General features: G+C 70.8%; 12 protein-coding genes and 2 tRNA genes. 6 read left to right on the top strand and 8 right to left on the bottom strand.

From position 1 onward, the window contains the following. Window positions 1–50: 50 nt before the first annotated feature. Window positions 51–593, bottom strand: coding sequence for a PPA1309 family protein (locus tag K1J60_RS14805; RefSeq protein ID WP_259407728.1), 543 nt, complete (start codon window positions 591–593; stop codon window positions 51–53). Window positions 594–755: 162 nt separating this feature from the next. On the opposite strand from K1J60_RS14805, the gene K1J60_RS14800 reads away from it, so the two are divergent. The 4 genes from K1J60_RS14800 (at window position 756) to K1J60_RS14785 (ending at window position 6,224) form a co-directional block, all read left to right on the top strand. After that, window positions 756–3,692, top strand: coding sequence for a UPF0182 family membrane protein (locus tag K1J60_RS14800; RefSeq protein WP_259408266.1), 2,937 nt, complete (start codon window positions 756–758; stop codon window positions 3,690–3,692). Window positions 3,693–3,736: 44 nt separating this feature from the next. Beyond that, a tRNA-Met gene (locus K1J60_RS14795) sits at window positions 3,737–3,810 on the top strand. Window positions 3,811–3,981: 171 nt separating this feature from the next. After that, the gene (locus K1J60_RS14790; RefSeq protein WP_220646629.1) at window positions 3,982–6,036 is read left to right on the top strand and encodes a tetratricopeptide repeat protein; all 2,055 of its coding nucleotides are present in this window, start codon (window positions 3,982–3,984) and stop codon (window positions 6,034–6,036) included. Window positions 6,037–6,150: 114 nt separating this feature from the next. Further along, window positions 6,151–6,224: transfer RNA gene (locus K1J60_RS14785), tRNA-Met, on the top strand. Window positions 6,225–6,351: 127 nt separating this feature from the next. Here the strand turns inward: K1J60_RS14785 and K1J60_RS14780 are convergent. From K1J60_RS14780 to hisN, 3 genes are all read right to left on the bottom strand, one after another. Next, window positions 6,352–6,768 (bottom strand): Fur family transcriptional regulator, encoded by a 417-nt coding sequence (locus K1J60_RS14780; protein ID WP_220646628.1) that lies wholly within the window; start codon window positions 6,766–6,768, stop codon window positions 6,352–6,354. A 235-nt stretch (window positions 6,769–7,003) separates the two neighbouring features. Continuing rightward, window positions 7,004–7,396: a CBS domain-containing protein gene (locus tag K1J60_RS14775; protein WP_220646627.1), complete on the bottom strand. Its 393-nt coding sequence runs from the start codon at window positions 7,394–7,396 to the stop codon at window positions 7,004–7,006. Window positions 7,397–7,548: 152 nt separating this feature from the next. Beyond that, window positions 7,549–8,349 (bottom strand): histidinol-phosphatase, encoded by an 801-nt coding sequence (gene hisN, locus K1J60_RS14770; protein ID WP_220646626.1) that lies wholly within the window; start codon window positions 8,347–8,349, stop codon window positions 7,549–7,551. A gap of 330 nt (window positions 8,350–8,679) precedes the next feature. On the opposite strand from hisN, the gene K1J60_RS14765 reads away from it, so the two are divergent. Beyond that, on the top strand, window positions 8,680–9,297 hold the full coding sequence (locus K1J60_RS14765; RefSeq protein WP_220651466.1) for a TetR/AcrR family transcriptional regulator: 618 nt from the start codon (window positions 8,680–8,682) through the stop codon (window positions 9,295–9,297). Between the two features lie 254 nt (window positions 9,298–9,551). Here the strand turns inward: K1J60_RS14765 and K1J60_RS14760 are convergent, their stop codons facing one another. From K1J60_RS14760 to K1J60_RS14745, 4 genes are all read right to left on the bottom strand, one after another. Next, a complete protein-coding gene (locus K1J60_RS14760; protein ID WP_220646625.1) occupies window positions 9,552–9,875 on the bottom strand; it encodes a DMT family transporter in 324 nt (107 codons plus the stop codon). A 128-nt stretch (window positions 9,876–10,003) separates the two neighbouring features. Then, window positions 10,004–11,017 carry a ribosome small subunit-dependent GTPase A gene (rsgA, locus tag K1J60_RS14755; protein WP_220646624.1) on the bottom strand — a complete coding sequence of 338 codons (1,014 nt, stop codon included), beginning with the start codon at window positions 11,015–11,017 and terminating at the stop codon, window positions 10,004–10,006. Between the two features lie 16 nt (window positions 11,018–11,033). Further along, window positions 11,034–12,365: a 3-phosphoshikimate 1-carboxyvinyltransferase gene (aroA, locus tag K1J60_RS14750; protein WP_220646623.1), complete on the bottom strand. Its 1,332-nt coding sequence runs from the start codon at window positions 12,363–12,365 to the stop codon at window positions 11,034–11,036. 166 nt (window positions 12,366–12,531) lie between these two features. Further along, the gene (locus tag K1J60_RS14745; protein ID WP_220646622.1) at window positions 12,532–13,254 is read right to left on the bottom strand and encodes a M50 family metallopeptidase; all 723 of its coding nucleotides are present in this window, start codon (window positions 13,252–13,254) and stop codon (window positions 12,532–12,534) included. A gap of 106 nt (window positions 13,255–13,360) precedes the next feature. Here K1J60_RS14745 and K1J60_RS14740 point away from each other — a divergent pair, with 106 nt between their 5' ends. Beyond that, complete coding sequence (locus K1J60_RS14740) at window positions 13,361–14,176, top strand: SOS response-associated peptidase (protein ID WP_220646621.1); 816 nt, start codon at window positions 13,361–13,363, stop codon at window positions 14,174–14,176.

Genomic DNA, 14,176 nt, shown 5'->3' with positions numbered 1-14,176 from the left:
GGCGGAGGGCGCCCCCACAGTCGTAGATCGGATCGTCGTCGATCCGAAGATCAGTCCACGAAGGTCGCGGACAGGGCCTCCGCCAGGCCCGGGACCAGCTCGGGGCCGGTGAGAACCTCCGTCGGGGTGTCCTTCTCGCGCAGGCGCAGGGCCGAGTCGCGGGAGCCGTCACGCAGGACGGCGACCGTCATCCGGACCTCCTGGCGGTCCGGGTGGGAGGCGACCCACTTGGTGAGACGGGCCCCGTCGAGATCCTCGGGGACCGACGCCTCGGCGGACGGCGGCAGCATCAGCCGCTCCACGGTCAGCGCGCAGCCGACCACCGCGTCGGGCCAGGCGATGGTGCCGAGGAACTCGTCCAGCGCCTTGCCGGCGGGGATCTCGTCCTGCTCGATCGGGGTGAGGCCGGCTGCCTCGGGCGCTTCCTGAAGACCGAGCTGGTCCGCGAGCGCGGGTTCCTGGTCCCGCAGACGCGCGGTATCCACGAGGGCGAAGAGGCGAGCGGGCTGGTCCCAGCCGAGGCCCGAGGCGTACTCGTCGATCTCGAGGACGGCCCGGGTGAGGGGGTTCGCTGCCATGGGAGTGTTGGACATGGTCACAATCCTGCCTCGTTCGTTCCCCGAAGCGGGAACCGAGTAAAGCGTGAGTAAGTTGCATAGGTGAGGCCCCTACGATCACGGGGCCGCTGGAGGGTCCGTAGACGCGGGCCTGACGTATCGACAGCGAACTTCGAGGTGCGCACCTTGGCTTTCCAGATGCCGGACCGCGGCGGAGGCCCGACGGGGCCGCGGATGAGAGTGGGCCGACCGTCCCGACGTGTCCGGACCCTGCTCATGACGCTGGGCGTCCTTGCCGTCCTCGGCATGGCGTTCGTCATGTTCGCGGGGTTCTGGACGGACTGGCTCTGGTACCGGTCGGTGAAGTATTCGTCCGTCTTCACCACCACCCTGTGGACGAAGATCGGGCTCTTCTTCGTCTTCGGCCTGCTGATGTCGGCCTCGGTCGGCTTCAACATCTGGCTGGCGCACCGGCTGCGGCCGCCGCTGAGCGCGATGTCGATGGAACAGCAGAGCCTCGACAGGTACCGCATGGGCATCGCGCCCTACAAGAAGTGGCTGCTCCTCGGGATCACTTCCCTGGTGGGCCTCATCGCCGGCGCCTCCGCCTCCGGGCAGTGGCGCACCTGGCTGATGTGGGTGAACGGAGTGTCGTTCGGGCAGAAGGACCCCCAGTTCAATCTGGACGTCGCCTTCTACGCCTTCGACCTGCCCTGGTACCGCTTCCTGCTCGGCTTCGGCTTCGCCGCGGCCGTGCTCTCGGTGATCGCCGCCGCGCTCACGCACTACCTCTACGGCGGCCTCAGGGTCACTTCCCCGGGCGCGCGTGCCACCGCCGCGGCCACCGGGCACCTGTCGGTGCTCCTCGGTATCTTCGTCGCCCTGAAGGCGGTCGCCTACTGGCTCGACCGGTACGGGCTCGCCGTGAAGTCCAGCGACTTCAAGGCGACGGGCAACTGGACGGGTCTGAGGTACGTCGACGCCAACGCCTACCTGCCGGCCAAGACGATCCTGTTCTGCATCGCCGTGATCTGCGCGCTGCTGTTCTTCGCCACCATCTGGCGGCGCACCTGGCAGCTGCCGGTCATCGGCTTCGGCCTGATGGTGCTCTCCGCGATCCTCATCGGCGGGCTGTACCCGGCCATCGTCCAGAAGTTCCAGGTCCAGCCGAACGAGCAGGCCAAGGAGGCGCCGTACGTCGAGAAGAACCTGGCGGCGACCCGGCAGGCCTACGGCATCGACGGGACAGACGTCGAGGAGTACTCGGGCGTCAGCGACACCACGGACAAGGCCAAGCTCCGCAAGGACGCCGACACCACGGCCAGCATCCGCATGCTCGACCCGAACATCGTCTCGCCGACGTTCCAGCAGCTCCAGCAGATGAGGAACTACTACGCGTTCCCCACGAACCTGGACGTCGACCGGTACAGCAACGAGGACGGCGCGGAGCAGGACACCGTCATCGGTCTGCGCGAGCTGAACCTGGCGGGCATCCCGAAGAACAACTGGATCAACGACCACTTCCGCTACACCCACGGGTACGGCGTGGTCGCCGCCAAGGGCACCGAGGCCACCTCCGGCGGCCGTCCCGTGTTCACCGAGTCCGACCTGCCGTCCAAGGGCGACCTGGGCGAGTACCAGCAGCGGGTCTACTACGGCGAGAAGACCACCCAGTACTCGATCGTCGGCGGTCCCCAGGACGAGATCGACTACTCCGACGACAGCGGTGAGAAGACCACCAGCTACAAGGGCAACAGCGGGATCAACCTCTCCAGCCCGGTCAACCGGGCGGCGTACGCGGTGGCGTTCAACGAGCCGCAGATCCTCTACTCCGGTGCGATCGGCGAGGGTTCTCGGATCCTCTACAACCGCACGCCCAAGGAGCGGGTCGAGGCGGTCGCCCCCTGGCTGACCATCGACGGCGACGCCTACCCGGCCGTCGTCGACGGCAAGATCCAGTGGATCGTCGACGCGTACACCACCACCAACGGCTATCCGTACGCCTCCCGCACCACCCTGGGCGACACGACGGCCGACTCGCTGACCGCGGACAACAGCCAGCGCGCGGTGGTGGCACAGCAGAACCAGGTCAACTACATCCGCAACTCGGTGAAGGCGACCGTCGACGCGTACACGGGTCAGGTCAAGCTCTACCAGTGGGACACCCAGGACCCGGTCCTGAAGACCTGGATGAAGGCGTTCCCGGGCACGGTGGAGTCGAAGGACGACATCTCCGACTCGCTGCTGGCCCATCTGCGGTACCCGCAGGACCTGTTCAAGGTGCAGCGCGAACTGCTGACCCGCTATCACGTGAAGGACGCCGAGACGTTCCTCAGTGGCAGCGAGGTGTGGCAGGTCCCGGACGACCCGACCAACACGTCGGGCAACGCGGTGCCGCCGTACTACCTGAGCATGAAGCTGCCCGGCCAGACGGAACAGGCGTTCTCGCTGACCACCACGCTCACGCCGAACGGCCGGGACAACCTCAGTGCCTTCGTGGCGGTCAACGCCGAGGCGGGCACCAAGGACTACGGCAAGATCAGAATTCTGAAACTGCCGACCAGCGAACCGATCGACGGACCGAAGCAGGTCCAGAGCCAGTTCAACTCCGAGCAGGACATCGCCGAGACGATCAGCCTCCTCAAGAGAGGTGACTCACAGGTCGAGTACGGCAACCTCCTGACGGTCCCGCTCGACGGCGGACTGCTCTACGTGGAACCCGTCTATGTGCGAGGCGGCGGGCTCAAGTACCCGCTGCTGCGCAAGGTACTGGTCACCTACGGCGGCAACACGGCCTTCGAGGACACCCTCGACGCGGCGCTCAACAAGGTGTTCGAGACCGAGGGTTCGCCGCCCACCGAGCCACCGGTGGACGACGGCGACGAGGGCACCGACGAGCCGCCGGCGTCCGGCGATCCGACGGTCCAACAGGCCCTGGAGGAAGCCCAGAAGGCGTTCGACGAGGGGCAACAGGCCCTCAAGGACGGCGACTGGGAGGCGTACGGCCGGGCCCAACAGGACCTGGAGGACGCCCTGAAGCGGGCCGAGGACGCGCAGGCCAAGGCCGACGGGACCGGCGGCAGCGGCAGTGAGGACAGCGACCAGAGCGGCGACGGAGGCTCCGGAAGCGGCTGATGCGAGGCTCCGTCCCGCGCCGTGGTACGGTTGCAACACAACGGCGCGGGGTGGAGCAGCTCGGTAGCTCGCTGGGCTCATAACCCAGAGGTCGCAGGTTCAAATCCTGTCCCCGCTACTGAAGTTGAAGGCCCGGATCCTCTAAAGGATCCGGGCCTTCGACGTGTTGCCTGGGGCGGTCGGCAAATCTGTGTTTGACTTGTCGCTCTGTGGGCATGTCGACAAAACGCTGTAGTGACCTCAATGGCTGCGGTATACCAGGTGTACCCAGGTTGCAGGTGGTGCGACGATGGACGTTATGGGGGACAAGGCAACTCTGTTGGAGACAGGGCGGTTTGCGCAGCCTGCCGACATTGCGCTGCCTGCCGACTTCGTGATGCCCGCCGAGTCCGCCTCGTCGGTCGAGTCCGTGCGGGCAGCGGACGAGGACGAGACGGGGGACGCCGTCGAGGAGGCACGTCAGCGGCTCGCCGCCGAAGCAGGCGACACCGAGGCGATGAGTGTCCTCGGCGCCATGCTGCTGCGCCGCGGCGACCTCGACGGAGCCGAGCCCTGCCTGCGGGGTGCCACGGCCGCCGGGGACCGCGCGGCCGCCAACAACCTGGGTGTCCTGCTGCACCAGCGTGGGTACGCCGACGAGGCCGCCAGCTGGTGGCGGGTCGCCGCCGTCGCCGGTTCCGCCGCGGCCGCGCACGCGCTCGGCCGGCACCACCGCGAGCGCGGCGACGAACCCGCCGCCGAATACTGGCTGCGCCAGTCCGCCGAGCAGGGGCACGCCCTGGGGGCGTACGCGCTCGCCGACCTGCTGGAGCACCGCAGTGACGCCGCCGCCGAGCGGTGGATGAGAGTGGCCGCCGAGCGCGGGCACCGTGAGGCCGCGTACCGGCTCGCGCGGGTGCTCGACCAGCGTGCGGAGCAGGAGGAGCGCGCCGCCGTGCGCGAGGGGCGGAAGATCGCGCGCGCGGCGCTCGAGATCGGGAGCGGCAGCCGCGAAGCGGTGCGAGAAGGGCGTGACGCGGGACGCGGGGGGCGCGAGGGTCGTGCCCCCGCGCGGGACGGGCGTGCTGCCGTGCGTGACGGCGGGCCTGCCGTGGGCGCGGGGGGACGCGGCGCCGACAACGGTGTCGGGACGGGTGCCGCCGAGGAGGCCGAGCAGTGGTACCGGCAGGCCGCCGCGCGCGGGCACCGGCGGGCCGCACTGCACCTCGGGGCGATCCTGGAGCGGCGCGGTGAGCTCAAGGAGGCCGGGCGCTGGTACCTGACCTCCGCCAAGGACGGTGAGCCGCGCGCCGCGTGCGCGCTCGGGTTCCTGCTGCGGGACGCCGGCGACACCGAGAGCGCGGCCGTGTGGTGGTTGCGGGCCGCCCAGGACGGCGACGGAAACGCGGCGAACGCGCTGGGCGCGCTGCATGCCGAGCGCGGCGAGACACAGACCGCCGAGCGCTGGTACCGGGCCGCGATGGACGCCGGGGACGTCAACGGCGCGTACAACCTCGGGCTGCTCTGCGCCGAGCAGGGGCGGACCGCGCAGGCCGAGCAGTGGTACCGGCGTGCCGCGTACGCCGGGCACCGGGAGGCGGCGAACGCGCTGGCCATCCTGCTGCTCCAGGTTGGCGACGCGTCCGGCGCGGAGCCGTGGTTCTCCAAGGCCGCGGAGGCCGGCAGCGTTGACGCCGCCTTCAACCTGGGCATTCTGTTCGCCGGGCGGGGTGACGACGCGACGGCGCTGGTCTGGTACGAGCGGGCGGCCGCGGCGGGGCACACCGAGGCGGCACTCCAGGTCGCCATAGCGCGGCTGCGGGACGGTGACGAGCGGGCCGCGGAGCGTCACCTGCGGTGTGCCGCCGGCGGGGGCAGCGCGGAGGCCGCGTACCGGCTGGCCGCCGTGCTCGACGCGCGCCGTCCGCCCGCGCCCGCGCATGAGCTGGGGGAGCCCGTGCGGGAGAAGAACGAGTGCGAGGAGTGGTACGAGAGGGCCGCTTCGCAGGGGCATCGTCGGGCGCAGGTGCGGGTCGGGATGCTGGCGGCCGGGCGGGGGGACGTGGTCGAGGCCGCGCGGTGGTACCGGGTCGCGGCGGAGTCCGGGTCGCGGAACGGGGCGTTCAATCTGGGGCTGCTGCTGGCTCGGGAGGGCAGCGAGCCGGAGGCCGCGGTGTGGTGGGCCCGCGCCGCCGACGCGGGGCATGGGCGGGCGGCGTTGCGGCTCGCGCTCGTCTACGCGCGTCGGGGTGAGCTGGCGGAGGGCAAGCGGTGGGCCGATAGGGCCGTGGCGCTCGGCCCGGCGGAGGTGGCGGAGCGGGCGGCGCGGTTGCGGGACGCGCTGCGGGACGAGCTGTCGGCGTAGGGGCTCGTGGCCGCCTCGGCAACCGCCGCAGGGGCCGGCGGCGGTGCTGGTCGGAGGGCGGCCTTAATGGATTTGCTCTGGTCGGCAGGGGTGACGTAGTGTTCTGTTCATCGCCGCGGGGTGGAGCAGCTCGGTAGCTCGCTGGGCTCATAACCCAGAGGTCGCAGGTTCAAATCCTGTCCCCGCTACTGAAGACCGATGGCCCGGAACCACTTTGGTTCCGGGCCATCGGTGTTTTTGTGTCCGTGCGACGAAACGCGACGAAAAGAGAGCCCCCGGCGCTGGAGCCGGGGGCTTCGTCGTTCGGTGGTGGGGCTATGCCTTGGTGCAGGTCGGGCAGACGCCTCGGTAGGTGACCTCCACGTCCGAGACGGTGAAGCCGAAGCGCTCGGAGGCGGGGAGGTCGGCCAGCGGGTTGCCCGTCGGGTGCACGTCGCGGATCGTGCCGCACTGGGCGCAGACCAGGTGGTGGTGCGGACGGTGCGCGTTCGGGTCGTACCGCTTGGCGCGCTTGTCCGTGGCGACCTCGAGCACCTCGCCGAGGGAGACCAGCTCACCGAGGGTGTTGTAGACGGTCGCCCGGGAGATCTCGGGCAGCTTGGCGACAGCGCGCGCGTGCACCTCGTCGGCCGTCAGATGGACGTGTTCGCCGTCGAGGACCTCGGCCACGACACGCCGCTGCGCGGTCATACGCCATCCGCGTCCGCGCAGCCGCTCCAGAAGGTCACTCATACCGGTCAGCGTAACAGCAAGCGGAAACAGATCCCGAACAGGTGTGACTTTAGAGCTTGACTTGATTTGGATTATGTCCAATATGGGATCTCGTTCGGTCAATGCAGACTTCGGCAGGCGCCCGGAGGCCGCCGTCCAGGCCCTGGGCGGCCGACCGGGGTTGGACCGCTTGCCGTTGGGGCGGGCCGGGATCTCCTGGGAGAGCCCGGCCCGTTCGTGCGTCCGGGATCGGAGGCTATGCCGGTGCGTGCTGTCGGGCGGGTGCCCAGCAGCGGATGATGTCGCGGACCGAGACGATGCCGATGGGGGCGCCCTCGTCGAGGACGATCAGATGGCGGAAGCCGCCGTGGGTCATGGCGCGGGCCGCTTCCTCCAGCGTCCAGGACGGCGTGGCGAACACGACGTCGGTGGTGGTGTGGGCGTGGGCGCGTTCGGCGTCGGGGCTCTGGCCCAGGCCGACGGAGTTGAGGACGTCGCGCTCGGTCAGGATGCCGAGTCCGCCGGCGTCCGGGTCGAGGACCACGGCCGCGCCGATCCGGCGAGCCGCCATCAGGGCGGCGGCCTGGCGGAGGGTGTGATCGGGACCGATGGTGAGGACCACTGTGCTCATGGCGTCGCGGACGAGCATGGAGTTCAGCCACCTCCTAGGGAATCCGGTGAACGGATTGTTCAAGGATTCACAAGTTCACAAGTGGGGGGACTCTCAATGTGGCAGGTAAAGCGGAGGTCAACAAGGGGGCGGGCGTGGTCAGTTCGGGGCGCCTCGGGTCGCTCCAGGGCTCAGTAGCGCTCGTTCAGGTAGCCCAGGAGCTCGTCGTGGAGGAGGCCGTTCGATGCCGCCGCGTTGCCGCTGTGCGGGCCGGGGCGGCCGTCCAGGCCGGTGAAGCTGCCGCCCGCCTCGGTGACGATGATCGCGTTGGCGGCCATGTCCCAGAGGGAGAGCTCCGGTTCGGCGCAGATGTCCACGGAACCCTCGGCGACCATCATGTACGGCCAGAAGTCGCCGTACGCGCGGGTGCGCCACACCTCACGGGTCAGGTCCAGGAACCCGTTGAGGTGGCCGCGCTCCTCCCAGCCGCTGAGGGAGGAGTACGCGAAGGAGGCGTCCCGCAGATCGGCGACGCGGGAGACGCGCAGGCGGGAGGCCGAGCTCAGGCTGCGGCCGGTGAAGGCGCCGTGGCCCTTCGCGGCCCACCAGCGGCGGCCGAGCGCGGGGGCGGAGACCACGCCGACGACGGGCCGGTAGCCGCCCTCGGCCGCCTCCATGAGGGAGATCAGGGTGGCCCAGACGGGGACGCCGCGGACGTAGTTCTTGGTGCCGTCGATGGGGTCGACGACCCAGCGGCGGGGGCCGGTGCCCTCGACGCCGTACTCCTCGCCGAGGATGGCGTCCCGGGGGCGGGCGCGCTGCAGTTGGCCGCGGATGAGTTCCTCGGCGGCCTTGTCGGCCTCGCTCACCGGGGTCATGTCGGGCTTCGTCTCGACCTTCAGGTCGAGGGCCTTGAAGCGGGACATGGTGGTCGCGTCGGCGGCGTCCGCGAGGACGTGGGCGAGGCGGAGGTCGTCGAGGTAATCGGCCATGTGGCGAACGGTATCCGCCGAGGTCGGTGCGGGGCTACAGGGGGCCGGGCGTCGGTCGGGGCGCGGTGGACCGAGCGGCGGTGCGGTGGGCCGCCGCCGAGCTCCGCGCATGCCGGCCGTGGTGGTGGGCACACGAAGGGGTGCTGTTCGTCGGGTGGGGTGTTTCGGGGGTCGTACTTCTCTTCGGTGTGTGGTCTCGGGCGTCGGCGGAGCGTGCCGCGCACGTTGGCCGGTGTGCGCCCCTACGGAGCGCCGTGAACCCTTGACAGTGACTTGATGCGCGTCAAATCTGAGGGCCAGAGCCGCCCGCTCGCTTTTAGGGAGGCGATGATGCCTGCAGCGCGGGAATCCTTGTTGGACGCCGCTTACACGGCGCTGGTGCGTCGGCCGTGGTCCGCCGTGCGCATGGTGGACGTGGCGGCGGTGGCCGGAGTGTCACGTCAGACGCTGTACAACGAGTTCGGCAGCAAGGACGGGCTCGCCAGGGCCCTGGTCCGCAGGGAAGCGGACGGCTATCTGGCGGGCGTCGAGCGGGCGCTGGCCACCCCCGCGGACTCCCGGGACCGGTTGGCAGCGACCGCCGAGTGGACCGTGGCGGCCTCCCGTAACAACGCGCTGATTCGCGCCATGCTCACCGGATGCTGGAGCGAGCGTCTGCCGTCACCGACGCTCGCCGCGGTGCGCTCGTCCTCCGCAGTGCCCGCGCAGCGGCGCGCGGACGGACCGCTGCCCGCGCCCGCCGACTTCGTGGCCCTGGTGCGCGAGCGGGCCGTGGCCGTGCTGTCCGCGCCCGGCACCCCCCGGTCGGACGCGGCGGAACTCGCCCGGTCCTGTGAACTCGCGGTGCGGCTCGCCCTCTCGTGCGTGGCGGCGCCCCCGGTCGAAGGGGGAGTCACGGATCTCGTCCGGACGGCCCTGCCCCGCCAGCTCAGTCGGACCCTCGGCTAGTGCCGCGGCAGGCAGCGTTTGCCCGTCGAGGAGCGGCGTCGTGGGGGCACCGCCCGCGCGAGCGCAGCCGAGCGTGGGGGAGCGTGCTCTCGGCGTGCCGGCCGGAAGTCCTCGTACTGGACGTACTGGGGCTTTCGGCCGGTGCGGCGAGAGGGTGTGCCGGGCGTCGCGACGGGCGAAGCTGCCTGTCGCGGCACTGGCTGTCGCCGGCAGCGATGCGCGGGGCGATCGCCGGAAGTGATGTGCTGGGCGAACTAGTGGGCCGAGCCCGACAGTTGGAGTCCCACGACTCCCACGATCACCAGGGTGATCGAGACGATCTTCAAGGTCGACACGACGTCGCCGAGGAAGATCATCCCGTAGATCGCGGTGCCGGCCGCGCCGATGCCCGTCCAGACGGCGTAGGCGGGGCCCACGTCGAGCTTCTTCAGGGAGAGGGTCAACAGGCCGAAGCTGCCGAGGGCGAAGACGCAGAACGCGACCGTGGGCCAGAGTCTGGTGAAGCCGTGCGAGAGTTTCAGACAGACGGCGAATCCGGTCTCCAGAAGCCCCGCCACGACCACCAGCAGCCACGCCATGTCTCGTCCTCCCGTGTGCCCACGTTCCGTGACCGCTTCGTCTGTTCTCGGCTGTCTCGTCTGGTCTGGGTTCGACTCGGTGCGATTATGCACTTACCGGGTGGACGGGGGCGCAAACAACGCGGAGGTCAGTCGCCTTCCCGCCGTTCGCGCGTCGAGAGCAGCCTGCGCAGGGAGTAGAGCCGGGCCGGGTCCGCGTGACCGTCCGCCACCCACTGGTCCAGCGCGCAGTCCTGCTCGTCGTGACCGCACGCGCGTGGGCAGCCCTCCGTGCCCGGCACCAGGTCCGGGAAGGCGTTGATCACCCGCGACGGATCGACGTGCGCGAGGCCGAACGAACGCACGCCGGGGGTGTCCACGACCCAGCCGCCGTCCGAGTCCGCGAGGGGGAGGGCGAGTGCGGAGGTCGTGGTGTGCCGGCCGCGGCCGGTCACCGCGTTGACGTGGCCCGTGATACGGCGCCGGTCCTCCGGGACGAGGGCGTTCACCAGGGTCGTCTTGCCGACGCCCGAGTGACCGACGAATGCCGTGACCTTGCCGGCGAGGTGCTCGCGCACACGGTCGGCGGCGCCGCCGGTCTCCAGCTCCTCGCGGCTCGTCACGACGTACGGGATGTCGATGTCGCCGTAGAGCTCCAGGAGTTTGTCCGGGGAGGCCAGGTCCGACTTCGTGAGGACGAGGAGGGGCTCGAGGCCGCCGTCGTAGGCCGCCACCAGGCAGCGGTCGATGAGGCGGGGGCGGGGCTCGGGGTCGGCGAGGGCGGTGACGATGGCGAGCTGGTCGGCGTTGGCGACGACGACGCGTTCGTAGGGGTCGTCGTCGTCGGCCGTGCGGCGCAGGACCGACGTGCGGCCGGCGATGCGGACGATCCGTGCGAGCGTGTCCTTCTTGCCGGAGAGGTCGCCCACGAGGGCCACGGTGTCGCCGACGACCGCGGCCTTGCGGCCCAGTTCACGGGCCTTCATCGCGAGGACGACACGGTCCTCGACAAGACAGGTCAGCCGGCCCCGGTCGACCGTGAGGACCATGCCCTCGGCGGCGTCCTCGTGCTTCGGGCGGATGTTCGTCCGGGGACGGTTGCCCTTGCGGTTCGGGCGGCTGCGGATGTCGTCCTCGTCGGTGTGCTTGCCGTAACGGCGCATGATCCAGGTCCGCCCGTCAGTTCTTCCCGAGCATCCCGGTCCACATGTCGGGAAAGTCCGGCAGCGTCTTGGCCGTCGTCGCCACATTCTCGATCTGTACACCCTCCACGGCCAGGCCGATGATCGCACCGGCGGTGGCCATGCGGTGGTCGTCGTAGGTGTGGAAGACACCGCCGTGCAGTGGACGCGGGCGGATGTGGAGGCCGTCGGCGGTCTCGGTGACGTCGCCGCCGAGTTCGTTGATCTCCTTGGTGAGCGCGGCCAGGCGGTCCGTCTCGTGCAGGCGGAGGTGGGCGACGCCGCGCAGTGTGGAGGGGGAGTCGGCGAGGGCGGCGACCGCCGCGATGCCCGGGGTCAGCTCGCCCACCTCGCTCAGGTCCACGTCGATGCCGTGGATCGCACCCGAACCGGTGAACACCAGCCCGTACTCGGTCAGTTCGCAGGTGCCGCCCATCTCCGTGAAGATGTCGCGGAGCTGGTCACCGGGCTGGGTGGTGCGCGCCGGCCAGTCGGGCACGACGATCTTGCCTCCGGTCACCAGGGCCGCCGCCAGGAACGGCTGCGCGTTGGAGAGGTCCGGCTCGATCGTGAGGTCGCGGCCCAGCAGCGCGCCCGGCGTGACCCGCCAGACGTTCGGCTCGCCGCCCGACTCCGGGGTGTCCACCTGCGCGCCCACCGAGCGCAGCATGTCCACGGTCATCCGGATGTGGGGGAGGGAGGGCAGGGTCGCGCCGGTGTGGCGGACCTCGACGCCCTGGTTGAAGCGGGGGGCCGAGAGGAGGAGCGCCGAGACGAACTGCGACGAGGAGGACGCGTCGATCGCCACCGGGCCGCCGTCCAGGGCGCCGCCGCCGTGGACCGTCAGGGGGAGCGCGCCCCGGCCGTCGTCGTCGATCCGGGCGCCGAGGAGGCGCAGGGCGTCGATCACGCCGTTCAGGGGGCGCTCGTAGGAGCGGGGGTCGCCGTCGAAGCGGATGGGGCCGTCGGCCAGGGCCGCCACCGGGGGGAGGAAGCGCATGACCGTGCCCGCGTTGCCGACGTCGACGGTGGCCGGGCCGTGCAGGCCGGTGGGCAGGACGCGCCAGGCCTCGCCGGAGCCGCCCGCGCCGGAGGAGCTGGAGGAGACGGTCTCCTCGATGCCGACGCCCATCGCGCGCAGGGCGCCCGCCATGAGGAGGGTGTCGCGGGAGCGGAGGGGGCGGCGCAGCCAGCCGGGTTCGCTCGCGAGGGCGGCGAGGACGAGGGCACGGTTGGTGACCGATTTGGACCCCGGGACGTGGACCGTCGCGTCGACGGCTCCGCTCGCGGCGGGGGCGGGCCAGAGGGCGGGCTGTGCGTTCAGGGCCATGGGCCCACTTTAGTGGGGGTTCGCTCCGCCGGGTCGCGCCGGGGAACCAGGGTCGGCTTTGTCCGCGGGTCCGTTGTGGCTGGTCGCGCCCACACGGCGGAGCCGCACACGGATACGGCCGCGCGCCCCTCACGGGGCGCGCCTCTCGCCCCTGCTTCGCAGGATCTCAGAGGTCCAGCAGCCAGCGGCCGCCGCCCATCAGGGCGCACAGCGACACCACGTGGAACATCACCAGCCACACCGTGGCCGGGAGGTGGGTCAGGCGGGAGAGCTGGTCGGCGTCGGAGTCGCCGGCCCCTCCTCGGCGACGCTTCGCCTGGAGTTCGAACGCCGGGCGTACGCCCCCCAGCAGCAGGAACCAGACCACCGCGTAGGCGAAGGCGGCCTGCACCTGGGGGCCCGCCAGCCAGGAGACGACGACGAAGGTGCCGCCGGTGAGGAGCACCGTCAGGGCGCCGTAGGCGTTGCGGATCATGACCAGCATGGCGACCAGCAGGATCGTGGCGAGCCAGAGGAGCAGGGTGATGCGGCCGGAGCCGAGGAGGGCGGCGCCGCCGAGGCCGAGGAGCGGGGGCGCCGTGTAGCCGGCGGCGGCGGTGAGGATCATGCCGAGGCCGGTGGGCTTGCCGCGGCTGACCGTGAGGCCGCTGGTGTCGGAGTGCAGTCGGATGCCGGTGAGGGTGCGGCCGGTGAGCAGCGCGACCAGTCCGTGGCCGCCCTCGTGCGCGATGGTGATGGCGTTGCGCGAGAGCCGCCAGACGCTGTGCGGGACGATCGCCGCGAGCGCGGCGACCGCGGTGGCTATGACGACCCAGAGGTCGGGGTCGGGCTGAGTGCCGAAGACCTCGTCCCACAGGGAAGCTAGCGAGGTGGCTGCGGTGCTTTCCATGTTCTGCGGTGGCTCCCTCGGGTCGCGATCAACGGGGGCTGGCGCGTAGCGCCATCGTTGGGGGGGTGGTGGTCGGGTGACGGGTGGGCCTGGCAGTGTGGCACTTATGTGCGGACGGTATGCGTCGAGTCGTAGGCCCGAGGATCTCGCAGGAATCTTTGAGATCGAGAAGTGGGACCCGGAGGAGACCCTGGAGCCGGATTACAACGTGGCTCCCACCAAGGAGGTCTACGCGGTTCTCGACCGTCCTTTGAAGGACGCCGACGACAAGCGGCCGGTTCGCCAGCTGCGGAAGCTGAAGTGGGGGCTGGTCCCCTCCTGGTCCAAGAACCCCGAGGGTGCCGCGCGGATGATCAACGCCCGTGCGGAGACCGTGCACGAGAAGCCGTCGTACCGCCGCGCCTTCGCCGCCCGGCGTTGCATCCTGCCCGCCGACGGCTACTTCGAGTGGGTCACCGGCAAGGGGGAGCGGGACCTGGAGGTGGAGGGGAAGAAGAAGCGGCCGCGCAAGCAGCCGTACTTCGTGCTCCCGGCGGACGGCTCGGTCTTCGCGATGGCCGGGCTGTACGAGTTCTGGCGGGACAGGACGCTGCCGGACGACCATCCGCAGGCCTGGTGGGCGACCTGCTCGGTGATCACGACGGAGGCCGAGGTCACCCCGCTGGCGGTGGCACCGGAGGACGGCCCGCACGCGTTGGCCGAGATCCACCCCCGGATGCCGCTGATGCTGACGCCCGACCGCTGGGACGGCTGGCTCGATCCGGCGCGTACGGACCTCGACGCCCTGCGCGGGCTGCTCGAACCGCCGCCCGCCGGGCTGATGCGCGCCTACCCCGTCACCACGGCCGTCAGCAACGTCCGCAACAACGGCCCGGAGCTGCTGAAGGAGCTGGAGGGGCCCGAGGAGGGCACACTCTTCTGA

Source organism: Streptomyces akebiae (genome assembly GCF_019599145.1).
Taxonomy (GTDB): domain Bacteria; phylum Actinomycetota; class Actinomycetes; order Streptomycetales; family Streptomycetaceae; genus Streptomyces; species Streptomyces akebiae.
This window is presented reverse-complemented; position numbering and strand designations above follow the sequence as displayed.

Excerpts from the sequence above, each read along its gene's own strand:
- K1J60_RS14800 (WP_259408266.1), top strand. The coding sequence starts at position 756 with ATGCCGGACCGCGGCGGAGGCCCGACGGGGCCGCGGATGAGAGTGGGC.
- K1J60_RS14780 (WP_220646628.1), bottom strand. The coding sequence starts at position 6,768 with ATGAGTGACCTTCTGGAGCGGCTGCGCGGACGCGGATGGCGTATGACC.
- rsgA (WP_220646624.1), bottom strand. The coding sequence starts at position 11,017 with ATGCGCCGTTACGGCAAGCACACCGACGAGGACGACATCCGCAGCCGC.
- K1J60_RS14790 (WP_220646629.1), top strand. The coding sequence starts at position 3,982 with ATGGACGTTATGGGGGACAAGGCAACTCTGTTGGAGACAGGGCGGTTT.
- K1J60_RS14760 (WP_220646625.1), bottom strand. The coding sequence starts at position 9,875 with ATGGCGTGGCTGCTGGTGGTCGTGGCGGGGCTTCTGGAGACCGGATTC.
- aroA (WP_220646623.1), bottom strand. The coding sequence starts at position 12,365 with ATGGCCCTGAACGCACAGCCCGCCCTCTGGCCCGCCCCCGCCGCGAGC.
- K1J60_RS14775 (WP_220646627.1), bottom strand. The coding sequence starts at position 7,396 with ATGCTCGTCCGCGACGCCATGAGCACAGTGGTCCTCACCATCGGTCCC.
- K1J60_RS14740 (WP_220646621.1), top strand. The coding sequence starts at position 13,361 with ATGTGCGGACGGTATGCGTCGAGTCGTAGGCCCGAGGATCTCGCAGGA.
- hisN (WP_220646626.1), bottom strand. The coding sequence starts at position 8,349 with ATGGCCGATTACCTCGACGACCTCCGCCTCGCCCACGTCCTCGCGGAC.
- K1J60_RS14745 (WP_220646622.1), bottom strand. The coding sequence starts at position 13,254 with ATGGAAAGCACCGCAGCCACCTCGCTAGCTTCCCTGTGGGACGAGGTC.
- K1J60_RS14765 (WP_220651466.1), top strand. The coding sequence starts at position 8,680 with ATGCCTGCAGCGCGGGAATCCTTGTTGGACGCCGCTTACACGGCGCTG.
- K1J60_RS14805 (WP_259407728.1), bottom strand. The coding sequence starts at position 593 with ATGTCCAACACTCCCATGGCAGCGAACCCCCTCACCCGGGCCGTCCTC.